Origin of the sequence: Curtobacterium sp. ME26 (genome assembly GCF_903970945.1) — a bacterium.
GTDB classification, from domain to species: Bacteria; Actinomycetota; Actinomycetes; order Actinomycetales; family Microbacteriaceae; genus Curtobacterium; species Curtobacterium citri.
Genome location: NZ_CAJCKG010000007.1, coordinates 78,817 through 100,503, shown reverse-complemented (window position 1 = coordinate 100,503; position 21,687 = coordinate 78,817). Strand labels below are relative to the sequence as shown.

The 21,687-nt window shown below is 72.5% G+C and carries 16 protein-coding genes, 1 tRNA gene and 1 other RNA gene; 3 read left to right on the top strand and 15 right to left on the bottom strand.

The window, feature by feature from the left end:
- Nucleotides 1-45 precede the first annotated feature (45 nt).
- The 11 genes from H7A69_RS04720 to ffs form a co-directional block, all read right to left on the bottom strand.
- Nucleotides 46-681, bottom strand: coding sequence for a thymidine kinase (locus H7A69_RS04720; protein ID WP_182046005.1), 636 nt, complete (start codon nucleotides 679-681; stop codon nucleotides 46-48).
- On the bottom strand, nucleotides 681-1,382 hold the full coding sequence (locus H7A69_RS04715) for a response regulator transcription factor (protein WP_259346082.1): 702 nt from the start codon (nucleotides 1,380-1,382) through the stop codon (nucleotides 681-683). The genes H7A69_RS04720 and H7A69_RS04715 overlap by 1 nt, the downstream gene beginning before the upstream one ends.
- Nucleotides 1,369-2,547: a hypothetical protein gene (locus H7A69_RS04710; protein WP_182046004.1), complete on the bottom strand. Its 1,179-nt coding sequence runs from the start codon at nucleotides 2,545-2,547 to the stop codon at nucleotides 1,369-1,371. Before H7A69_RS04710 ends, H7A69_RS04715 begins: the two co-directional genes overlap by 14 nt.
- Complete coding sequence (locus H7A69_RS04705; RefSeq protein ID WP_182046003.1) at nucleotides 2,544-3,782, bottom strand: sensor histidine kinase; 1,239 nt, start codon at nucleotides 3,780-3,782, stop codon at nucleotides 2,544-2,546. The genes H7A69_RS04710 and H7A69_RS04705 overlap by 4 nt, the downstream gene beginning before the upstream one ends.
- A 158-nt stretch (nucleotides 3,783-3,940) precedes the next feature.
- Nucleotides 3,941-5,137 (bottom strand): Rv2578c family radical SAM protein, encoded by a 1,197-nt coding sequence (locus H7A69_RS04700; protein ID WP_182046002.1) that lies wholly within the window; start codon nucleotides 5,135-5,137, stop codon nucleotides 3,941-3,943.
- A 45-nt stretch (nucleotides 5,138-5,182) separates the two neighbouring features.
- Nucleotides 5,183-6,670, bottom strand: a complete 1,488-nt coding sequence (locus H7A69_RS04695) for a malate:quinone oxidoreductase (protein ID WP_182046001.1) — start codon at nucleotides 6,668-6,670, stop codon at nucleotides 5,183-5,185.
- A 117-nt stretch (nucleotides 6,671-6,787) separates the two neighbouring features.
- Nucleotides 6,788-7,837 carry an aspartate-semialdehyde dehydrogenase gene (locus tag H7A69_RS04690; protein WP_182046000.1) on the bottom strand — a complete coding sequence of 350 codons (1,050 nt, stop codon included), beginning with the start codon at nucleotides 7,835-7,837 and terminating at the stop codon, nucleotides 6,788-6,790.
- Nucleotides 7,838-7,907: 70 nt separating this feature from the next.
- Nucleotides 7,908-9,173 (bottom strand): aspartate kinase, encoded by a 1,266-nt coding sequence (locus H7A69_RS04685; RefSeq protein ID WP_069712163.1) that lies wholly within the window; start codon nucleotides 9,171-9,173, stop codon nucleotides 7,908-7,910.
- Nucleotides 9,174-9,294: 121 nt separating this feature from the next.
- Complete coding sequence (recR, locus tag H7A69_RS04680) at nucleotides 9,295-9,894, bottom strand: recombination mediator RecR (RefSeq protein ID WP_069712162.1); 600 nt, start codon at nucleotides 9,892-9,894, stop codon at nucleotides 9,295-9,297.
- Entirely contained in the window at nucleotides 9,894-12,716 is a 2,823-nt protein-coding gene (locus H7A69_RS04675) for a DNA polymerase III subunit gamma and tau (RefSeq protein ID WP_182045999.1), read from the bottom strand. The genes recR and H7A69_RS04675 overlap by 1 nt, the downstream gene beginning before the upstream one ends.
- 106 nt (nucleotides 12,717-12,822) lie before the next feature.
- Nucleotides 12,823-12,919: signal recognition particle sRNA small type (gene ffs, locus H7A69_RS04670), an RNA gene on the bottom strand.
- 36 nt (nucleotides 12,920-12,955) lie between these two features.
- Here ffs and H7A69_RS04665 point away from each other — a divergent pair.
- Entirely contained in the window at nucleotides 12,956-13,630 is a 675-nt protein-coding gene (locus H7A69_RS04665; RefSeq protein WP_182045998.1) for an SDR family oxidoreductase, read from the top strand.
- Between the two features lie 126 nt (nucleotides 13,631-13,756).
- Here H7A69_RS04665 and H7A69_RS04660 read toward each other — a convergent pair whose 3' ends face one another.
- Complete coding sequence (locus tag H7A69_RS04660) at nucleotides 13,757-14,953, bottom strand: acetate/propionate family kinase (RefSeq protein ID WP_182046028.1); 1,197 nt, start codon at nucleotides 14,951-14,953, stop codon at nucleotides 13,757-13,759.
- Nucleotides 14,954-15,005: 52 nt separating this feature from the next.
- Nucleotides 15,006-17,114: a phosphate acetyltransferase gene (pta, locus tag H7A69_RS04655; RefSeq protein ID WP_182045997.1), complete on the bottom strand. Its 2,109-nt coding sequence runs from the start codon at nucleotides 17,112-17,114 to the stop codon at nucleotides 15,006-15,008.
- 117 nt (nucleotides 17,115-17,231) lie between these two features.
- Here pta and H7A69_RS04650 point away from each other — a divergent pair.
- Both H7A69_RS04650 and H7A69_RS04645 read left to right on the top strand, forming a co-directional pair.
- Nucleotides 17,232-17,316: transfer RNA gene (locus H7A69_RS04650), tRNA-Ser, on the top strand.
- A gap of 276 nt (nucleotides 17,317-17,592) precedes the next feature.
- Nucleotides 17,593-18,237, top strand: a complete 645-nt coding sequence (locus H7A69_RS04645) for a hypothetical protein (protein WP_182045996.1) — start codon at nucleotides 17,593-17,595, stop codon at nucleotides 18,235-18,237.
- A 9-nt stretch (nucleotides 18,238-18,246) separates the two neighbouring features.
- Here the strand turns inward: H7A69_RS04645 and H7A69_RS04640 are convergent, their stop codons facing one another.
- Together H7A69_RS04640 and H7A69_RS04635 are read right to left on the bottom strand one after the other, a co-directional pair.
- Nucleotides 18,247-20,223 carry a helicase HerA-like domain-containing protein gene (locus H7A69_RS04640; protein WP_182045995.1) on the bottom strand — a complete coding sequence of 659 codons (1,977 nt, stop codon included), beginning with the start codon at nucleotides 20,221-20,223 and terminating at the stop codon, nucleotides 18,247-18,249.
- A gap of 74 nt (nucleotides 20,224-20,297) precedes the next feature.
- On the bottom strand, nucleotides 20,298-21,554 hold the full coding sequence (locus H7A69_RS04635) for a multidrug effflux MFS transporter (protein WP_182045994.1): 1,257 nt from the start codon (nucleotides 21,552-21,554) through the stop codon (nucleotides 20,298-20,300).
- Nucleotides 21,555-21,687 lie beyond the last annotated feature (133 nt).

Genomic DNA, 21,687 nt, shown 5'->3' with positions numbered 1-21,687 from the left:
GTGGCGGGCCCGCCACGCGCCTCCCGTCCGGTCACACGGTCGCGCTCAGTGCGCGAGCGCACCGTCCAGCCGCCCACCCGACTCCGTCAGGTAGCAGTTCGCGCAGAGCGACTCGTAGGTGACACCCGCTCCGTCGATCGCGACCTGCGAGCCGTCGAAGACGAACCGCCCGTCGACCTTCCGCGGGTTGAACACCGCCTTGCGTCCGCACCGGCAGATCGTCTTGAGCTCCTCGAGGGAGTGCGCGATCTCCAGCAGCCGGGCGCTCCCCGGGAACGCCTCGGTGCGGAAGTCGGTGCGGATGCCGTACGCGAGCACCGGGACGTCGTCCAGCACGGCGATCCGGAGCAGGTCGTCGACCTGTCGCGGTGTGAGGAACTGTGCCTCGTCGACGAGGACGCAGCTGACCGGCCGGACCATGCCGTCGAGACGAGCCGACTCCGGGTCGGTCGCACCGGCGTCCGCGACGGCCGCACGCACGTCGTCGTCCGGCGCGAACACGACGTCCACCGCCCGCGTCACCCCGAGGCGCGACACGATCTCGCGGTCACCCTTGGTGTCCACCGACGGCTTCGCGAGCAGGACCCGCTGCCCGCGCTCCTCGTAGTTGTAGGCAGCCTGCAGGAGCCCGGTGCTCTTGCCGCTGTTCATGGCGCCGTACCGGAAGTAGAGCTTCGCCACTACGCGAGGAACCCGTCCTCGGCCGCACGGCGGATGAGGTCGGACTTCTTCGACGCGGGCCGACCGACCTTGCTGTACTTCTCGCGGACCCGACGCAGGTACGTCTTCGCGGTCTCGTACTGCACGTTCATCTGCGCGGCGACCTCGTTCGTCGAGTAGCCCGACACGTACAGGCGCAGCGCTTCTTCCTCACCGGCGCTGAGCTTCGGCCGCTGGTGCGCGTTCGCGCCGGTCGGCAGCGGACGCCAGTCGCGCTGGACCGGGGTCTCGCGGGACACGCCCATGACCTCGCGCGCCACGTCCATGACCTCGCGCATGGGCAGTGACTTCGACAGGAACGCCGCGGCGCCGGCGGCCAGCGCGCGGTCGCGGGACTCACGGCTGTCGACGCTCGACAGGACGATGACCTTCGCGCCCGCGGCCCGGCAGGTGCGCACCCGCGCCTCGATCGACACCGGCTCCTTGAGCTGGAAGTCGAGGAACACCAGGTCCGTCGGGAAGTTCTCGCTGTGCACCATCTCGAGCCACGTGTGGGCCGTCAGGGCGAGGTCGAAGTCGAAGGCGTTCACGGCGATCCAGCTCGACAGACTGTCGAGCAGCACCTCGTGGTCGTCGAGGATCGCCAGCCGCACGCGTCGGGTGCCGGGCTGCGGGAGCGGGGACCCGCCCTCCGTGGTCCGGGTCGGATCAGTGCTGGTCATAGGAGAACCTTAGTGCGAGGGACGATGGTCGGACCGCGACGTCGAGGTCGTGGAAGGTCACGCGGAGCACCGCGAAGTAGGGGTCGAAGGTGCGGTGGATGCCCACGTCGGAGTCGTCGACGGCGAGCTCCATGCGGACGGCGACGCGGCCGGCGGGAGCACCGGGCTCGTCGGCGCGGCGGACCGTCGCGCGGAAGCGGGCGGGGTCGACCGTCGCCGCCCCGAGCGCTGCGCGCAGGAAGGTGCGGACGACCGTGCGCTGGTCGGCGTCGAGCGTCGCGATGAGCCCGTCCGGGTCCTCGACGGCCTCCGCCGGACCGCCGTCGACCACGACCGCGTACTCGAACCACGTCCGGTCGGCGTCCGCGACCATCGCCCGGCGGATGCCGTCGGCGATCGCACGGGCACGGGCGCGGTCGGCGTCGGTGATGACCTCGCGGGTGCGGAGCTCGGCGAAGAACGGCGCGACGTCGCGCGCGAGGATGACCGAGCGGTCCTGCTGCACGCTCGCGGCGATGCCGTCGCGCTCCGCGCGGGCCACCGAGTACGAGCCGGCGCGGATCTGCACCCGCTCGGCCAGCCCGCCGAAGGTCCACGCGAACACCACGGCCGCCGCGGTGAGCACGAGCGTCGGTGCCGCCGCGAGGAATGCGGCCACCGCCACGGGCACCTGGTGCGGGAACACCGAGGCGGAGACGCCCCAGGCCGCCGCGTCGACGGCGGCGAGCACGAGCCCGCCGACGGCGAGGTCACGCCACGGGCGGTAGGGCGCGACGACGACGATCCCGGTCGCGGTCAGCAGGCACATGAAGTCGTTCAGGGCGTTCCGGTCAGGACCCCACTGGGCGGCGACGCTCGACACGGTCGCGACGGCGAGCAGGGCAACGTGGACGACGTACGCCCACCGCGGGAACGGCGCCCGGAAGGGTGAGGACGCGGTGACGACCACCGCTCCCGAGGAGGCGAGGACCAGCACGGTGAGCGCACTGAGCGTCGGGCTGCCGGGGACGTCACGGTCGAGCAGCGACACGAGCAGCGCCCACAGGACCCCACCGGCGCCGAGCACGACCGCGAGGGGCCGCGACCCCATGGCGCCGAGGGGGTCGTACTGCTGGGCGGTCCGGGAGCCCCGCGCGGCGGCGCGCACGACGTCGACGCGGCTCACCGGGTGTTCCCCCGGTCGGACTCGCCGGTCACGGCAAAGGCGTCCACCGTGTCCGCTCCAGCGGCCGGGTACGGCACGGACATCATCACGCTCGTGCCTGACCCGGGCGAGGACCACACCTGCACGTCACCGCCGACCCGGCCGATGCGCTCGCGGACCGATCCGCGCAGGCCCATCCGGTCGGCCCCGGTCTCCTGCTCGTCGAACCCGCGGCCGTCGTCGACCACCATCACGGTGCACGAGGCGCCGTCGTCGAACACGCTGACCTCCGCGGCATCGGTGCCCGCGTGCTTCCGCACGTTCGACAGGCACTGGCCGACCGCGCGGAGCATCGCCGTCGACCCGGCGGCCTCCAACCGGCCCAGGGCACTCGTGTCCCCGGTGACCGCGACCCGCAGGCCCTCGGTCCGGTGCTCGTCGACCATCGCGTCGAACGCCGTCGTCGTGGCGTCCGGGTCCGCGTCGGCACCGGTGTCCGGCGCGGCGAGCCACTGCCGCCCGGTGAGCATCGCGACGTCGGTCTCGACGGTCCGGGCGAGCTGGGCGTCCATCGGGCCGTCCGGGGCGAGGGCGATGGCACCGAGGTGGTTGAGGACGGTGTCGTGCAGGATGGCGGCGGCCTCGGCCTCGACCCCCGCGCGGTAGGCCGAGACGTGCTCCTCGCGCGCGGAACGGAGGAGCTCGGGCTGCACGCGCTCCGACCGGGCGGTGTTGCGGCTCGTGAACAGCACGAGTGCGACCACGAACCCGAGCGTGATCCACGCGAGGACGAGCGGCCGCGGGGGCGCGTCGGCCTGGAGCACGGCGAGCGAGGTCGCGAGCCGACCGACCAGGAACCCGCCGAACGACCAGAGCACGACCCGTCCGGCCACGGCCCCCGCGCCGCCGACGAGCACGAGCGGGATCACCGCCAGCGAGAGGAGGTAGCTCGACACCCAGGCCGTCGGGACCTCGCGCTGCACGACGGTCGTGAACCACCAGGTGCACACGCCGCCGACGGCGAGGAACGCCACGGCGGAGCGCCAGGTGCCGAACTGCACGTGCACACCGATCATCGCGAGCATCGGCAGCAGCGCGAGCACCGCCCCCGCGACGCGGACGTCCGGCTCGGCCAGCCGGTAGAGCAGCAGGGTGACGGCGGCGGCGACGACGGACCCCACGGCAGCGGCGTGGAACGCCCGCACGGTCGACCACGCGTTCACTCGCGGTGCGAGGTGCGTGGGGATGCCGAGCACGGGTCCGTGGTCCTTCCGGGAGTCGTCCGGCCGCCGGTCTGCACGAGCACCCGCGGGGCGATCGTGTACCCCGAATCGAGCTCGGTCCGGCGACCTGTCCGATGCTACCGCCGATCACCGACACGAGGTGTCCCCCGGACGCGGATCGCGGATGCTGCTCAGAAGAGCGTCGGCACCGCCTGCCCCGCAGCGGTCCGGGGCGCACCGGCGCGACGGTCCCAGTCCGGGTCGGCACGCTTGAGCGGTGAGGACGTCGGTCGGGACTGCTCGTCGAGGGACACGGGCACGCGGTACCCGTTCGTGATGGCCGGAGCCGTCCCGGCGTGCGCCGGCTCCGGCGTGGGGACCAGGTGCGCCTGGCGGTCACTGAACCCCATCGAAACCGTCGCCGGGTCGACCCGGCCGAGGCCGAGCCCGTGGTCGCGGAGGATCGGCCGTACCCGCTCGGCGAGCCAGCGCCGGTAGTCGGTCGGCGCGTAGGTGTTGTCGAGGTACATCGACCGGTAGCGCGCGACCAGGTCGGGACGGGTCCGGTCGAGCCAGGAGAACCACCACGGCTTCACACCCGGACGCAGGTGGAGCGCGGAGTACATCACGCTCGACGCGCCGGCGTCGGCCGCGCGCCCGATCGCGTCGTCGAGGTGCGCCCGCGTGTCCGTGATGAACGGCAGGACCGGCATGAGGAACACCGAGCACTCGAGCCCGGCGTCACGGATCGCCCGGACCGTGGCCAACCGCGCGGCCGTCGTCGGCGTCCCGGGCTCGACCTGCTGCTGCAGTTCGTCGTCGTAGACCGCGATCGACATCGCCAGGTCGACCGGCACCGAGCGGGCCGCCTCGACCAGGACCGGCAGGTCCCGACGCAGCAGGGTGCCCTTGGTGAGGATGCTGAACGGCGTACCCGACTCGGCGAGGGCGCGGATGACGCCCGGCATCAACCGGTACCGCCCCTCGGCCCGCTGGTAGGGATCGGTGTTCGTGCCGAGCGCAACCGGGTGCCGGTCCCAGCTCGGGCGGCGGACCTCCCGGCGCAGGACGTCGGCGACGTTCGTCTTCACCACGATCTGCTGGTCGAAGTCGGCGCCGCCATCGAACTCGAGGTAGGTGTGCGTCGGCCGCGCGAAGCAGTACACGCACGCGTGGCTGCAGCCGCGGTACGGGTTGATCGTCCACCCGTAGGTGCCGCTGCCGTCGGCCGCCGGCACACGGTTCAGCGCGCTCTTCGCGAGGACCTCGTGGAACGTGACACCCGCGAACTCCGGGGTCGTGACGCTCCGGACGAGTCCGCTGTTCGACTCGAGACCCGGCAGCGCGTCACCGCGCTCCGCTCCGATCGCCTGTCCGCTCCACCGCATCACCCCATTCGAACACACGTTCGAACGGAGGGCAAGCCGGGTCCCTCAGTGGTGCAGCCCGAGGACCTTCGCCGTGCGCGCGAGCGTCTCGTCTGCCAGCTGCGCGTCCGATCCGAGATCCGTGCCGTACGTCGGGACCATCGTGCGCACCGTCGGCGCCCACCCGTCCCAGCGGTCCGGGAAGCACCGCTGCAGCATCGCGAGCATGATCGGCACCGCCGTGGACGCACCCGGGCTCGCACCGAGCAGACCTGCGATGGAGCCGTCGGCCGAGGTGATGACCTCGGTCCCGAACTGCAGCACGCCGCCCTTCTCACGATCCGGCTTGATGACCTGCACCCGCTGCCCGGCCGTGATGCGGTGCCAGTTGTCCGGCTCCGCGGTCGGCATGAAGTCGCGGAGCGCCTCGAACTTGGTCTGCTTCGAGGCCATCAGCTGCCCCACCAGGTAGCGCACGAGGTCGAAGTTCGAGAACGCGACGCTGAGCATCGGCCGCAGGTTGTGCGGCCGGATCGACCGGAACAGGTCGAGGACCGACCCCTGCTTGAGGAACTTCGGGCTGAACCCGGCGTACGGGCCGAACATCAGCGAGGCAGAGCCGTCCACGATGCGGGTGTCGAGGTGCGGGACCGACATCGGCGGTGCGCCGACACTGGCCTTGCCGTAGACCTTCGCGGCGTGCTTCTGCACGACCTCGGGCTCGTCGGTGCGGAGGAACTCGCCGGACACCGGGAAGCCGCCGTAGCCGCGGATCTCCGGGATGCCCGACTGCTGGAGCAGGTGCAGGGCACCGCCACCGGCGCCGACGAAGACGAACTTCGCCGCGATGCGCTGGGTCGAGCGGCCGATCTCGTTCCGGACGTCGAGGACCCATCCCTCGGTCACCTTCGACCGTGTGATCTTCCGCACCTGGTGCGACGGCTCGAACTCGACGCCGGCGATCTCGAGCTCGTCGAAGAGCTGCTGCGTGAGGGACCCGAAGTCGACGTCCGACCCGGCCGCCGAGTAGGTCGCCGCGATCGGCTGGTCCTTCTTGCGACCCGGGATGAGCGCGGGCGCCCACTTCCGGATCTGCGCTGGGTCGTCCGAGTACTCGATGCCCGCGAAGAGCGGGTGGTCCTTGAGCGCCTCGTACCGCTTCCGCATGTACTCGACGTTGTCCGCGCCCCACACGAAGGAGATGTGCGGGGTCGGGTTGATGAAGTTCGACGGCTGCGGCAGCGCGCCGGTCTCGACCAGGTGCGCCCAGAACTGCCGCGAGACCTGGAACTGCTCGTTGACCGTGACCGCCTTGGCGATGTCGACGTGGCCGTCGGGCATCTCCGGCGTGTAGTTCAGCTCGCAGAGTGCCGAGTGCCCCGTCCCGGCGTTGTTCCACGGGTTCGAGGACTCCTGCGCGACGGACCCGAGCCGCTCGTAGACGCGGATCTTCCAGGTCGGTTCGAGGCGGTGGATGATGGCGCCGAGCGTGGCGCTCATGATCCCTCCCCCGACCAGGACGACGTCGATCGGGTCCACCTGCTTCACTGCCACCCGTCGATCCTACCGGCGCACCGCTGACAGGTGGGCGCACGACGGACGGGAGGCGCGGTACCGACCGGCACCGCGCCTCCCGTCCGTCGGGTGGTCGCGATCGCGACCCGGACCCGCCTACGCGGCGACGGTGCGCCGCGCGAGGATGGTCTCCGCGATCTGCACCGCGTTGAGCGCGGCGCCCTTGCGGAGGTTGTCGTTGCTGACGAACAGCGCCAGGCCGTGCCCCTCGGGCGCGGACTGGTCGGCGCGGATGCGGCCGACGAAGGACGGGTCCTGGCCGGCGGCCTGCAGCGGCGTCGGCACGTCGGACAGCTCGACCCCGGGGGCCGACGCGAGGATCTCGGTGGCGCGCTCGGGCGACAGCGGCTCCGCGAACTCGGCGTGCACCGAGATCGAGTGCCCGGTGAAGACCGGCACGCGGACGCACGTCCCGGCGACGAGCAGGTCCGGCAGCTCGAGGATCTTGCGGCTCTCGTTGCGGAGCTTCTTCTCCTCGTCGGTCTCGCCCAGACCGTCCTCGACGATCGAGCCGGCGAGCGGGACGACGTCGAACGCGATCGGGCGGACGTACTTGACCGGCTCGGGGAAGGTCACGGCGGACCCGTCGTGCGTCAGCGCAGCGGTGTCCTGCTCGAGCGCCGCACGGGCCTGGCCCAGCAGTTCCTCGACCCCGGCGAGCCCGGAGCCCGAGACCGCCTGGTACGTGGTGGCCACCAGCCGACGGAGTCCGGCCTCGGTGTCGAGCACCTTCAGCACGGGCATGATCGCCATGGTCGTGCAGTTCGGGTTCGCGATGATGCCCTTCGGGGCCTCGTCGATCGCGTGCGGGTTGACCTCACTGACGACCAGCGGCACGTCGGGATCCATCCGCCACGCGCTCGAGTTGTCGACCACGAGGGCCCCGGCCGCCGCGAAGCGGGGCGCCAGCGCGCGCGATGCCGTCGCACCGGCCGAGAACAGTGCGATGTCGATGCCCGACGGGTCGGCGGTCTCGGAGTCCTCGACGACGACCTCCTCGCCGCGGAACGGCAGGGTCGTGCCGGCGGACCGGGCGCTCGCGAAGAACCGGACCCGGTCGGCCGGGAACGCGCGCTCCTCGAGGAGACGACGCATGACGGCGCCGACCTGGCCGGTGGCGCCGACGACGGCGACGGTGGTGCTCATGTGGTGCTCCTGCTCGTGGGTCGTGCCGTGCGTGCTCGTGGGCCGCGTCGGTGCGTGCTGGGGGCGCTGCTCAGCGGCCGGTGCCGGCGTAGACGACGGCTTCCTGGTCGGCGTCGAGGCCGAACGCCTGGTGCACGACCCGCATGGCCTCGTTCAGGGTGTCGGCGCGGGTGACGACCGAGATGCGGATCTCCGACGTGGAGATCATCTCGATGTTGATCGAGGCCTCGTGCAGGGCGCGGAAGAGCGCCGCGGAGACCCCCGCGTTCGTGCGCATGCCCGCGCCGACCAGGGCGAGCTTGCCGATCTGGTCGTCGTACTGGATGCCCTCGTACCCGATGTCGGCCTTCGCGACCTCGAGCGCCGTCAGGACGCCCTGGCCCTGGTCCTTCGGCAGTGTGAAGGAGATGTCCGTGCGGCCGGTGACGGCCTCGGACACGTTCTGCACGATCATGTCGATGTTCGCACCGGCGCGGGCCACGATCGTGAAGATCTCGGCGGCCTTGCCGGGGGTGTCGGGCACGCCGACGACGGTGATCTTGCCCTCGGAGAGGTCTCCGGCGATCCCGGTGATGATCGGTTCTTCCACGGTTTCCCCCTCGGCAGGGTTGTAGACGATGGTGCCCTCGGCGTTGCTGAACGAGGAGCGGACGTGCAGGGTGACGCCGTGCCGACGGGCGTACTCGACGGCGCGGATGTAGAGGACCTTGGCGCCGGACGCGGCGAGCTCGAGCATCTCCTCGCTCGTGATCCGGTCGACCTTCTGCGCCTTCGGCACGACGCGGGGGTCCGCGGTGAAGATGCCGTCGACGTCGGTGTAGATCTCGCACACGTCGGCGTCGAGCGCGGCGGCGAGGGCGACGGCGGTCGTGTCCGACCCGCCGCGTCCGAGCGTCGTGATCTCGCCCGTGGTGCGGTTGAAGCCCTGGAACCCGGCGACGATCGCGACGTGTCCGGCGTCGAGCGCCTCGCGCACGCGCTTCGGGGTGACGTCGACGATGCGGGCCTTGCCGTGCTGGGCGTCGGTGAGCATGCCGGCCTGGCTGCCCGTGTACGAGGACGCCTCGACCCCCAGGCTCTTGATCGCCATCGCGAGCAGCGCCATCGAGATGCGCTCCCCCGCCGTGAGCAGCATGTCGAGCTCACGACCGGCCGGGATCGGGGTCACGGAGTGCGCGAGGTCGACGAGCTCGTCGGTGGTGTCGCCCATCGCCGAGACCGCCACGACCACGTCGTTGCCGGCCTTCTTCGTCTGGACGATCCGCTTCGCCACGCGCTTGATGCTCTCGGCGTCCGCGACGGACGATCCACCGAACTTCTGCACGATCAGGGCCACTGGCTGGTACTCCCGGGGACGACGGTTCCGCGACGGTCACGCGGTCTGACAATGCTAGAGGGTGTTCCGCGGATGTTGCGTGCGAGCGGGCACCGACGCAACGATCCTGCGTGGCCCGGGGTCAGTTCCCGACCACGCGACGGCCCTCGAAGGCGCGTCCGAGGGTCACCTCGTCGGCGTACTCCAGGTCGCCGCCGACCGGCAGGCCGGAGGCGAGACGGGTGGTGCGGATGCCCATCGGGACGAGCAGACGGCTGAGGTAGGTCGCCGTCGCCTCACCCTCGAGGTTCGGGTCGGTCGCGATGATCACCTCGTCCACGGTGCCGTCCGCCAGCCGCGTCATGAGCTGCTGGATGCGCAGGTCGTCCGGACCGACGCCGTCGATCGGGCTGATCGCGCCGCCGAGCACGTGGTAGAGCCCGCGGAACTCGCGGGTGCGCTCGATCGCGGCGACGTCCTTCGCCTCCTCCACGACGCAGATGACGGCCGGCGAGCGTCGGGGATCGCGGCAGATGCTGCACTGAACGTTCTCGGTGACGTTGCCACAGATCTCGCAGAAGCGGACCTTCTCCTTGACCTCGGCCAGGAGCTCGGACAGCCGTGCGGGGTCGAACGACTCGGTCTGCAGGATGTGGAACGCGATCCGCTGCGCCGACTTCGGCCCGATGCCGGGGAGCCGGCCGAACTCGTCGATGAGGTCCTGGACGATGCCGTCGTACATCAGGCGCCTTCCTCGTGCAGGGCGGTCTCCTCGATGAACTGCGCACCGAGGATCTCACGGACGACGGCCTCGCCGTAGCGGCCCGCGACCGGGGCGCGCCGGACCTGTGGCGGGGCCGTCCGCTGCCGGGCCGGGGCGGTCCGCTGCGGTGCGGTGGCCGCCTGGGGGCGGTCGTGCGTCGGGCTGCCCTGGCCCGGGGCGCGGGTCGACGGCGCGGGGGTCGACGGTGCTGCGGATCCGGCACCCGGGTCGGGGAACGGGGCGCCGTCGTCGTACGGCTCGTCGTCCAGCGGGTAGTCGTCGACCGGGACCTCGGTGCTCGTTCCTGCTGCAGGGCTCGATGCTGCTCCCTGGCCGGACACCACAGGAGCCGACGTCGCGGGAGCTGCCTCGGCGGTGTCCGGTGCCGTGCCCGCCGCCGCGCCGGTCGTCCCGGTCGCGGGCTGCTCGCTCGGTGCTCCGGTCCGCGGGCGCGCTGCTGCTCCGCCGAGTGCCGAGGCCGGTCGCAGCTGTGCCGCGAGGGCCGCGTCGGCAGCCGGGTCCGACACCGGTGTGACCGGTGCGACGGGCTCCCCCGTGTCGGTGGTGCCGAACGGTGCGGACCAGCCCGGCTCGAGGTGCTCCGGGACCGCGCCCGCGGTCGGGTCGGTCGCGGGGATGGTCGCGACCGCCCAGTCGGTGACGGGCCCCGTCGACGCGGGTGCCGTCGTCGGGGCGGTGTGCTGCGGCTCGGACTGCGTCGGTCGCTGCTGCTGGGGTGCCTGCTGCGTCGGTGCCTGCTGCGTCGGGGCCTGCTGCGGCGCCGCCTGCTGCGGTGCCGTACGGTCCGAGGTCGCCGACGGCGCGTCCTGTCGTGGAGCCGGTCGCTGCTGCGGCGCCTCCTGCCGGGGTGCGGCCTGCTGCGGGGCCGCCGGCTGCGGTGCCGACTGCGGTGCCGCCTGCGGTCGGCCCGCCTGCTGCTGCTGCCCCGGGCCGCGCGCCACGAACTTCACGCGCAGGCCGAGCACCTCGATGATCGCCGAGCGCAGGAGCTCGCTCACGCTCGTCGACGGGTCGGACATCTCCTTGAAGGACGCCACGTCCTGCTGGCTCGGGAAGGTCAGCGTGAGCACGTCCTCACGGAGCGCGGTCACCTGCGCGGTGACCACGACGGACCAGGCCGACCGTCGGGAGCGCTGGACGTGCTCGACGACCTCGGGCCAGGCGTCCTTGAGCTGCTGGAAGCCCACCGGGGTGACCGGACTCACGACGGGTTCGTCCCCGACGGCGGTCCCCTGCCCGGTGGACGAGGCGTTCGCCGTCCCGGAGGGCTCGTGCCGTTCGGGTGCCGACGCTTCCGGTTCCTCCGCGGGCTGCCGGGCGGCGGCCGGTGCTGCGGGCGCGCTCGGTGCCTCCGCACCCGGCGCCACCGCTGCCCACGAGGCGGCGGCGTCGCGCACGGCCGTCCCCGGATCGTCCGACCCGGACGATGCAGGCGCCGCGGCAGCCGGAGCGGTGGTCTGCTGCTGCGCGGGAGCCGTCCGCACAGCGGGAGCGGTCCGTGGCGCGGTCGTCGGCCCGGACTCCGGGGCACCCGGACGTGCGGACGGCACAGCGGCGCGCGCGGCAGCAGCTCCGGCACCGGCGTCCGTCGACGTCCCCTCGTGCCCGCCGACCTCGCCGACACCCACCCGGCGCTCGAGCCGCTCGACCCGCGCGAGCGCGCCGCGCTGCGTGTCGTCCGCCTCGGGCACCAGCATCCGCGCCGTCATCAGCTCGAGGTGGAGGCGCGGCGAGGTGGCGCCGGTCATGTCCGTCAGGGCCTTGTTGGCGATGTCGGCGGACCGCGAGAGAGCGGTCGCGCCGAACACGCCCGCCTGCCGCGTCATGGTGTCGAGTTCCTCGGGCGAGATGCCGCGCAGCACGGCGGCGGCGCTCTCGTTCGTCGCCGCGACGACGATCAGGTCGCGGAGGCGCTCCAGCAGGTCCTCGACGAAGCGTCGCGGGTCCTGGCCGGTCTGCACGACGCGGTCGATCGCGGCGAAGGCGGACGCCGGGTCGGCGACGGCGAGCGCGTCGACCACGTCGTCGAGGAGCGCGGCATCGGTGTAGCCGAGCAGGGCGACCGCGCGCTCGTACGCGATCGCGCCGTCCTCGCTGCCCGCCATGAGCTGATCGAGCAGCGACAGGGTGTCGCGGACCGACCCGCCGCCGGCCCGCACGACGAGCGGCAGCACGCCGGGCGCGACCGAGACGGACTCCTGCGCGCAGAGCTGCTCGATGTACTCGAGCATCGTCGCCGGCGGGACGAGTCGGAACGGGTAGTGGTGGGTGCGGGACCGGATGGTCCCGATCACCTTCTCCGGCTCGGTGGTCGCGAAGATGAACTTGACGTGCTCCGGCGGTTCCTCGACGAGCTTGAGCAGCGCGTTGAAGCCCTGCGGCGTCACCATGTGCGCCTCGTCGAGGATGAAGATCTTGTAGCGGTCGCGAGCCGGTGCGAAGACGGCGCGGTCGCGCAGGTCACGGGCGTCGTCGACACCGTTGTGGCTCGCGGCGTCGATCTCGATCACGTCGAGCGACCCACCGCCACCGCGCGCGAGTTCCACGCAGCTCGGGCACACACCACACGGCGTGTCCGTGGGGCCCTCGGCACAGTTCAGGCACCGCGCGAGGATGCGTGCGGACGTCGTCTTGCCGCACCCGCGCGGTCCGCTGAACAGGTAGGCGTGGTTGACGCGGTTCGTCCGGAGCGCGGTCCGCAGCGGGTCGGTGACCTGCGACTGCCCGATCAGCTCGGCGAAGTTCTCGGGCCGGTAACGGCGATACAGGGCGGTGACCACGCGACAAGGGTAGCCGGGACAGCCGACAGCGCGACGCCTGCGCGACGACCTGTGGAGGCCGTGCACGACGTGGTCTCGCCGCGGTACGGCAATGAGGTCCCGGGAATGCAAAGACTCCTCACGCACCCGCCAGAGCCCGGTTACCCTTGCTGCGTTTCCGCCCTGGGGGAGTTGGCCTGGATGGCGTCACGTGAGGAGCCTCCGGAAGCATACCGGACGCGACGGGCAGTATCGGACACATGAAGATCGCCATCGCCGGAGGACACGGTCAGATCGCCCTGCTCCTCGCCCGACTCGTCACCGATGCCGGACACGACGCCGTCTCGATCATCCGGAACCCCGCGCACGTGACCGACGTCGAGCAGCAGGGCGCCACCGCGATGGTCGTCGACCTCGAGCAGGTGGACGACGACGAGCTCGCGCTGCGCCTCCGCGGTGTCGACGCCGTGGTCTTCGCCGCCGGTGCCGGCCCGAACAGCGGCGCGGAGCGCAAGGAGACCGTCGACCGGGACGCCGCGATCACCCTCGCCGACGCGGCCGAGCGGATCGGCATCCGGCGCTACGTGATGATCTCGGCGATGGGTGCCGACGCCTACGACCGCGAGCGGGCCGTCGTCCCGGCGCAGACCGAGGCGGACGTGTTCCAGGTGTACCTGCGCGCGAAGTCCGAAGCCGACGCGAACATCCGCATGCGGAACCTGCGGTGGACGATCATCCGCCCGGGCGGGCTGCTCGACACCCCGCCGCAGGGCACGGTCGCCGTCGGCCGGACGGTGCCGCGGGGATCGATCCCCCGCGCGGACGTCGCCGCACTCGTGCTGCACGCACTGCTCGACGACGCCGCGGTCGGCGTGCAGTTCGAGGTCACGAGCGGGGACACCCCGATCCCGGCGGCCCTGCAGGCCATGAGCTGACCCGGGCGGCCCGCGCGCCCCGGCGGGACACGCCGTCCGAGCGCCGAGACACCGCCGGATCCGGGGGCGTCTCGCGCACTCGGCGGCGTCTCGCCCACCGGACGGCGTCCCGCACCCGGCAGCGCCCTACAGCGCGACCGCCGCCGACTGCCGAGCGATCTCGAGCTCCTCGTTCGTCGGGATGACGAGCACCGCGACCCGCGAGCCGTCCGTGGAGATGCGCCGTGCCTCCTTCGAGTGCAGCTCGTTCCGGTCGGCGTCGACCTCGATCCCGAGGTGCTCGAGGCCGGCGAGCACGCGCCGACGCAGCAGGGCGTTGTTCTCCCCCACGCCCGCGGTGAAGACGACCGCGTCGAGCCCGCCGAGCTGTGCCGTGTAGGCGCCGACGTAGCGACGGATCCGGTGCCGGTACACGGCGAGCGCCGCCTCCGCGTCCTCGTCGCCGGCGAGCGCCGCGTCCTGCACGTCCCGCATGTCGCCGTTGCCCGTGAGCCCGAGCAGCCCGGACTCCTTGTTGAGCATGGTGTCCAGCTCGTCGAAGCCGAGCCCGGCCTCGCGGTGCAGGTGGATCAGCACGGCGGGGTCGAGGTCGCCGGAACGGGTGCCCATCACGAGCCCCTCGAGCGGCGTGAGGCCCATGGACGTCTCGATGGACCGCCCACCGTCGACGGCCGCCGCCGAGGCACCGTTGCCGAGGTGCAGCACGATGGTCTTCAGCTCCGCCAGCGGCCGGTCGAGGAACACCGCGGCCTGCTCGGAGACGTACTTGTGGCTCGTCCCGTGCATGCCGTAGCGGCGGATGCGGTACCGCTCGGCCAGGTCCGCGGGGATCGCGTACGTGTACGCGTGCGGCGGCATCGTCTGGTGGAAGGCGGTGTCGAACACGGCGACGTGCGGCACGTCCGAGAAGACCCGCTGCGCGGCCCGGATGCCCTCGAGGTTCGCGGGGTTGTGCAGCGGCGCCAGGCTGCTCAGCTCGTCGATCTGCCGCTCGACCTCCTCCGTCACGACGGTCGCGCGGTCGAAGGTGGTCCCGCCGTGCACGACGCGGTGCCCGACCACGGCCGGCGGGTGCTCGTCGAACGAGGGTCCGACCTTCGCGAAGGCGTCGATCATCGCCTGGAAGCCGGCGGCGTGGTCGGGCACGTCGGCCGCGTCGTTCGACGAGGTCTCCCCCGTCACCGCGTTCGTGTGCTTCCAGGCGCCCGACGACTCCCCGATGCGCTCGACCAGGCCCGAGGCGAGTGTGCGCTCGCCCTCGAGCTCGATGAGCTGGTACTTGAACGAACTCGAACCGGAGTTCACGACGAGGGCTGCGGTCACGTGGGTGGTCACTTTCTGGATCGGACGGGAGGCACGGTGCGGGTCCCCGGGGTCAGGCTGCGTCGGACGCGGTGCCGGCCTGGATGGCCGTGATGGCGACGGTGTTGACGATGTCGCTGACGAGCGCACCGCGGGAGAGGTCGTTGATGGGCTTCCGCAGGCCCTGCAGCACCGGACCGATGGCGACGGCGCCGGCCGAGCGCTGCACGGCCTTGTACGTGTTGTTGCCGGTGTTGAGGTCCGGGAACACGAACACCGTCGCGCGGCCCGCGACCGGCGAGTCCGGCATCTTGGTGCGGGCGACGGTCGGGTCGGCGGCGGCGTCGTACTGGATCGGTCCCTCGACGAGCAGGTCCGGTCGGCGCTCGCGCACGAAGGCGGTGCCGGCGCGCACCTTGTCGACGTCCGCCCCGGTGCCGCTGTCGCCCGTCGAGTAGCTGAGCATCGCCACGCGGGGGTCGATGCCGAACTGCGACGCGGTCTCGGCCGACGAGATCGCGATGTCCGCGAGCTGCTCGCTCGTCGGGTCCGGGATCACCGCGCAGTCGCCGTAGACGAGCACGCGGTCCGCGAGGGCCATGAGGAAGACGCTCGACACGATGGACGTGTCCGGACGGGTCTTGATGATCTCGAAGGACGGGCGGATCGTGTGCGCCGTGGTGTGCTTCGCACCCGAGACCATGCCGTCGGCGAGCCCGAGCTGCACCATGAGCGTGCCGAAGTAGGACACGTCGGTGACGGTGTCGCGTGCGAGCTCGATCGACATGCCCTTGTGCGCCCGCAGCCGCGTGTACTCCGCCGCGAACCGCTCCCGCAGCTCGGGGTCGAAGGGACTGACGATCCGGGCGCCCTCGAGGTCGAGGCCGAGCTCCGTCGCCCGGGCCCGCACCGCCGCCGGCTCGCCGAGGACCGTGAGCGCGCAGACCTGCCGTGCGAGCAGCGTGGACGCGGCACGGAGGATGCGGTCGTCGTCGCCCTCCGGCAGCACGATGTGCTTGCCGTACCCACGGGCCCGGTCGAGCAGGCCGTGCTCGAACATGAGCGGTGTGACGACCCCGGACGGCGTCAGCTGCAGACGGTCCCGCAGGGCGTCCGCGTCGACGTGCTGCTCGAAGAGCGCCAGCGCGAGGTCGGCCTTCCGCGGCGAGTCGGCCGCGAGCCGACCGCGGGTGTGGGTGATGCGCAGCGCGGTGTCGTAGGTGCCGAGGTCGTTCCGCGCGATCGGCAGCGAACTCGACAGGCCCTCGAGCAGGCGCGTGATCTGCGGCGAGGTCTCGAACCCGCCGTTGAGGATCACGCCCGCCAGGCTCGGGAACGTCTCGGACTGGTTCGCGAGGACGGTCGCCAGGAGCACGTCGCTGCGGTCCCCGGGGACGACGACGATGCCGCCCTCGATCAACCGCGGGAGGACGTTCTCCATGCTCATGCCGGCGACGACCGTGCCCAGTGCCTCGCGGTCGAGCAGGGCCTCGTCCCCGCGCACGAGCGTGGCGCCGGTCGCCTCGAGGAGTGCCCGCACCGTCGGCGCCACGAGCACGCGGTCCTCGGGGATGGCCCACACCGGCGTGTCCGGGTGGTCGTCGCGCACGGCGGTCTCGACGCTCTGCACGATGGCCTGGAGGGCGTCCGGGTCGGCCCGGTTCACCACGACGCCGAGCAGCTGCGCGTGCGCCGCCCGGAGCTCGCTCGTCGTGACGTCGGCGACCTGCGCCATCGCGTCGGGCGTCCGGACCCCGCGCTCCGCCGCGTCGCGACCCCCGAGCACGAGCAGGACGGGTGCACCGAGGTTCGCGGCGACCTTCGCGTTGAACGACAGCTCCGTGGGGCTGCCGACGTCCGTGTAGTCCGACCCGAGCACGACGACCGCGTCACACTGCCGCTCGACCTCGGCGAACCGGGACAGGATCGTGCCGAGGGCGGCGTCCGGGTCCGCGTGCACGTCGTCGTAGGTGACGCCCACGGCCTCGTCGTAGGACAGCCCGACCGCGCTGTGCTGCAGCAGGAGCTCGAGCACGTAGTCCGGCTCGACGACCGACCGGGCGACCGGGCGGAACACCCCGACCCGTCCCACCGAGCGTGCGAGGGTCTCGAGGACACCGAGGGCGACGGTGCTCTTGCCCGTGTGTCCTTCTGCTGACGTGATGTAGATGCGGGTCGACACCCCTCCAGGCTAGTCGGGCGGGTGTCGGGCGCTCTGGGAGCCCGACGATCTGTGGAGGGTGTGGTCATCCGCACGCTCCGGAACCTGTACCATGGGGTGTCGTCGCGAGACGGCACTGGAGAATTCGCCTAGTGGCCTATGGCGCACGCTTGGAAAGCGTGTTGGGTGCAAGCCCTCGGGGGTTCGAATCCCCCATTCTCCGCAGAACGAGCAAGCACCGACAGGCGCGTCCGGGTCCCGGGCGCGCCTGTCCTGCTTCCCGGTCCCCCACCTGCCCGACCACGACGCCCCCCGTCGCACCGGTCCTGGCCGGGAAACGCTCATCGGGGGTGGAACGCGCTGTCCTCCACCCCCGTTCGCCCCTATCCTGAGCAGACGGTCGCCCCCGGGACGGGGCGGTCGCGGTGCAGCGGACGGCAGGGGCGTCGTCCGCGGCAGGACTCTCGCCTGCCCGCGCCCGAGGGGTGAGGAGACCCACGTGGGGGAAGCGACGATGCCGACCGCAGGACGACTGCGGACGCCCGTCTTCGACGTCCTGCTCCGTCCGCGGCGGTCGCTGGTCCGCTCGACGGTGCTGAGCGTCGTGTGCTCCGCCGTCCCGCTGGCGGTGGCCCTGGCGTGGGTGTCGCTGCCGGTGCGGTGGTGGACCCTCGTCGTCCCGGTCGTCCTGGTCCTCGCCGTGCTCGTCTGCGCGCTGTTCGTCCGGCTCGGGCAGGCGTACCTCGGCATCGACGCGCAGTCGGTCGTCCTCCGCGCGGTCCTCACGCCGAACCGGCACGTCGCCCGCGACCGGCTCCACCGGCTCGTGGTCGCGACGACCTACGGCGCCTCCGCCGACCGCACCACGCGGGAGCTCCTGGCGTTCGACGCCGAGGGCGGCCACCTGTTCCGGATGCGCGGCGACGTCTGGGGCGAGTCCGCCCTCGACCGGGTGCTCGAGGCCCTCGACCTCCCCGTCGAGCACGACCGTCGTCCCGTCCACACGCGCGAGCTCGCACGCCGCTGGCCGGCGAGCCGCACCTGGTACGAGCGTCGTGCCGGTGTGCTCGTGGTGGCCCTGCTCACCGTCGGGATCGGTGTCGCCCTCCTGGCCGTCGAGACCGTGGAGCTCCTGGCCCGCTGACACGGGTCCTCAGCGACGCCGCCGGAGCGTCGAGAAGATCCCGCGCACGACCTCCTTCGCGATCGCGCCGCCGATCCCCGGACCGAGCAGGTCGGCCAACGGGTCGTCGGTCACCCGCCTGGTACGCGTCCGCGTGGACGAGCGCGACCGCCGCGCGGTCGCAGCCCGCTCGGCCCGCTCGAACTCCCGCTGCGTCCGCTCGACCTCGGCCTGGGCCGCCGCACGCTCCCGCTCGTCGCGCCGCGCCTGCGCGGCCGCCTCCTTCGCCGCCGCGGCGGCGGCACGTGCCGCCTCCTGCTCCGCCTCGGCCTGCGCCTGGGCTGCAGCGGCCTCCGCTGCGGCTGCCTCCATCCGGGCCGCGAGGATCTCGCGGGCCGACTCGGGGTCGACCGCGGTGCCGTAGGTGGCGAGCAGCGGGGAGGAGGCGACCCGTGCCTCCAGGACGGACGACGGCAGGGGGGCCATCGATCCCTGCGGAGCGCGCAGTCGCGTCCACGCGACCGGTGTCGGCGCACCGCGCTCGTCCATCACCGTGACGATCGCCTCGCCCGTGGCGAGCGACGTCAGCACCTCCGCCAGGTCGTAGTCGCTCGTCGGGAAGGTCGACACCGTCGCCCTGAGCGCCTTCGCGTCGTCCGGCGTGTGCGCCCGGAGCTGGTGCTGCACGCGCGACCCGAGCTGCGCGAGCACGTCGTCCGGCAGGTCCTTCGGTGTCTGCGTCACGAAGACGATGCCGACGCCCTTCGACCGGATGAGCCGGACCGTCCGCACGACCTGCTCGGTGAAGTCGTGCGACGCGCCACTGAAGAGCAGGTGCGCCTCGTCGAAGAAGAACACGAGCTTCGGCTTGTCGGTGTCGCCGACCTCCGGGAGCTCGTTGAACAGGTCCGCGAGCAGCCACATGAGGAAGGTCGAGAAGACCTCCGGCTGGTCCTGCACGCCGGGGACCTCGAGCAGGTTCACGGTCCCGCGTCCGTCGGCGGCGGTGCGGAGGAACACCTGCGTGTCGACCTCGGGCGCCCCGAAGAACCGGTCGGCCCCCTTGTCCGCGAAGGTCACGAGTTCGCGGAGGATCACGCCGGCCGTCTGCTTCGACAGGCCACCGAGCTCGGCCAGCTCGGCCTTGCCAGCGTCGCTGACGAGGAAGGTCAGCACGGCACGGAGGTCGGCCAGGTCGACCAGGGGCAGTCCGGCGCGCTCGGCGTGGTGGAACACGAGACCGAGCGACGACTCCTGCGTCTCGTTGAGCCCGAGGACCTTCGACAGCAGCAGCGGACCGAACCCCGAGACCGTGGCACGGATCGGCACGCCGACGCCCTGTCCGCCGAGGGACCAGAACTCCGCCTGGCTCGCCAGGCCCTCCCACCGCTGGCCGATGCCGGCCGTCCGTGCGAGCAGCTTGTCGTCCGGCTGTCCCGCCTCGGCGAGCCCGGACAGGTCCCCCTTCACGTCGGCGGCGAAGACGGGGACGCCGGCAGCCGCGATCTGCTCGGCGAGCACCTGCAGTGTGCGGGTCTTGCCGGTGCCGGTCGCTCCGGCGACGAGTCCGTGGCGGTTGAGCATCGCGAGCGGGATCCGCACCGGCACGTCGGGCAGGGGTGCGCCGTTGACGAGGGCGCCGAGCTCGAGGGCGGTCCCCTCCAGGGCGTAGCCGGCACGGACGGCGGCGACCGCCTCGGGGCCGAGGGGACCGGACGGCGCGGGCGCGGACGGCGCGGGCGCGGACGGCGGGGTGTCGGCCGGAGCGGTGTCCGGTGTTGCGGTGCTGCCGGGAGGCTCGGTGCCCGTCCCCGACGTCGGCTCCGGCTCGCGCTCGGCCGGGTCGGCGCTCGGCGCGGCCGGCTCCGCGGTGTCGGCCGCCTGCTGCAGCGCGGCGGCGAGTTCCTCGGCTCGACGAGCTGCCTCGTCGGCGAGCCGACGCGCCTCCTCCGCCGCGGCCTGCGCCGCCGCTGCCGCCGCCCGTGCCTGCTCCACCGCGTCGCTCATGCCCGCAGCCTACGGACGCAGCGACGACCCGGTCCGGTCTCGGCGGTCGGCCAGCGCGTCAGTGCTGCGGTCGGTCAGTGCGAGAGCGCCGGGACCGTCCTCGGCCGCACGACGACCCACAGCACGAGGACCGCGACCGCCGCGGTGCAGCCCATCACTGCGGCCATCGGAGTCGCGGCGTCGATGCCGATGATGCCCACGATCGGCGACACGAGGCCGGCGACGCCGAAGTTCAGGGCACCGAGGAGCGACGCGGCGGTGCCGGCCTCCTTGCCGTGCGCGGCGAGCCCGATCACCTGCACGAGCGGGAAGGTGAAGCCGCAGGCGGCGATGAAGAACCACAGCGGCACGAGGACGCCGACGAGTCCGGCACCGAGCTGGTCGAGGACGACGATCGCCGCCGCCGACACGAAGAGCGTCGCGGTCGAGCACGCCAGGATCCACTGCGGGCCGACCCGCTGCGCCAGCCGTGAGGACACCTGCACCCCGACCACGACACCGATGGAGTTCACCGCGAAGAGCAGCCCGTACTGCTGGGCGTCGAGCCCGTAGACGGTCTGGAAGAGGAACGGCGACGCGCTGAGGTACGAGAACAGGCCGCTGAAGACCATCGCGCCGATCAGCGCGACCCCCACGAAGATCCGGTCCGAGAGCAGCGCGCGGTAGCGCTGCCCGATCGTGGAGTGCCCGGCCTCGTGCCGGCGGGCCTTCGGCAGCGTCTCGACGATGAGCAGGGACGAGGCGATCACGACCGCGGCGCCGTAGCAGGCGAGGAAGACGAAGACCCCGCGCCAGCTGACGAACTGCAGCATCTGCGAGCCGATGAGCGGCGCGAGGATCGGCGCGAGGCCGTTCACCATCGCCAGGCGCGACAGCATGCGCACGAGCGGCTTGCCGCCGAACAGGTCGCGCACGGTCGCCATCGCGACGACGCCGCCCGCGGCCGCCCCCATGCCCTGCAGCACGCGGAAGAGCGCGAGGACCTCGACGTCCGGCGCCAGCGCGGCACCGACGGACGCGGCGACGTGCACCGTGGTCGCCACGATGAGCGGGAGCCGTCGACCGACCTTGTCGCTCCACGGACCGACGAGCAGCTGCCCGACGGCGAAGCCCAGGGTGGTGGCCGTCAGCGTGAGCTGCACCGCGCCCTCGCTGATGCCGAACTCGCGCTCGAGCGACGGGAACGCCGGCAGGTAGAGGTCGATGGTGAACGGCCCGAGCGCGGTGAGCGCGCCGAGCACGAAGACGTAGACGAGTCGCTGACGCCGGGTGAGGGCGTCACCGGGGTGCAGCACGACGCGGAGCGATCCGGTGGTGGCGGGCGCGGTCACGAGCGGTCCTTCACGGGAGGAGGGGTGCAGGAGAGACGGGTGCGGGGCTCGTCACGTGACACGGCAACGGCTGCGTCGACGCGGGTCGAATCGATTCGGCCCCGGAACCATCGTAGGGCCTGCACGCCCGCTC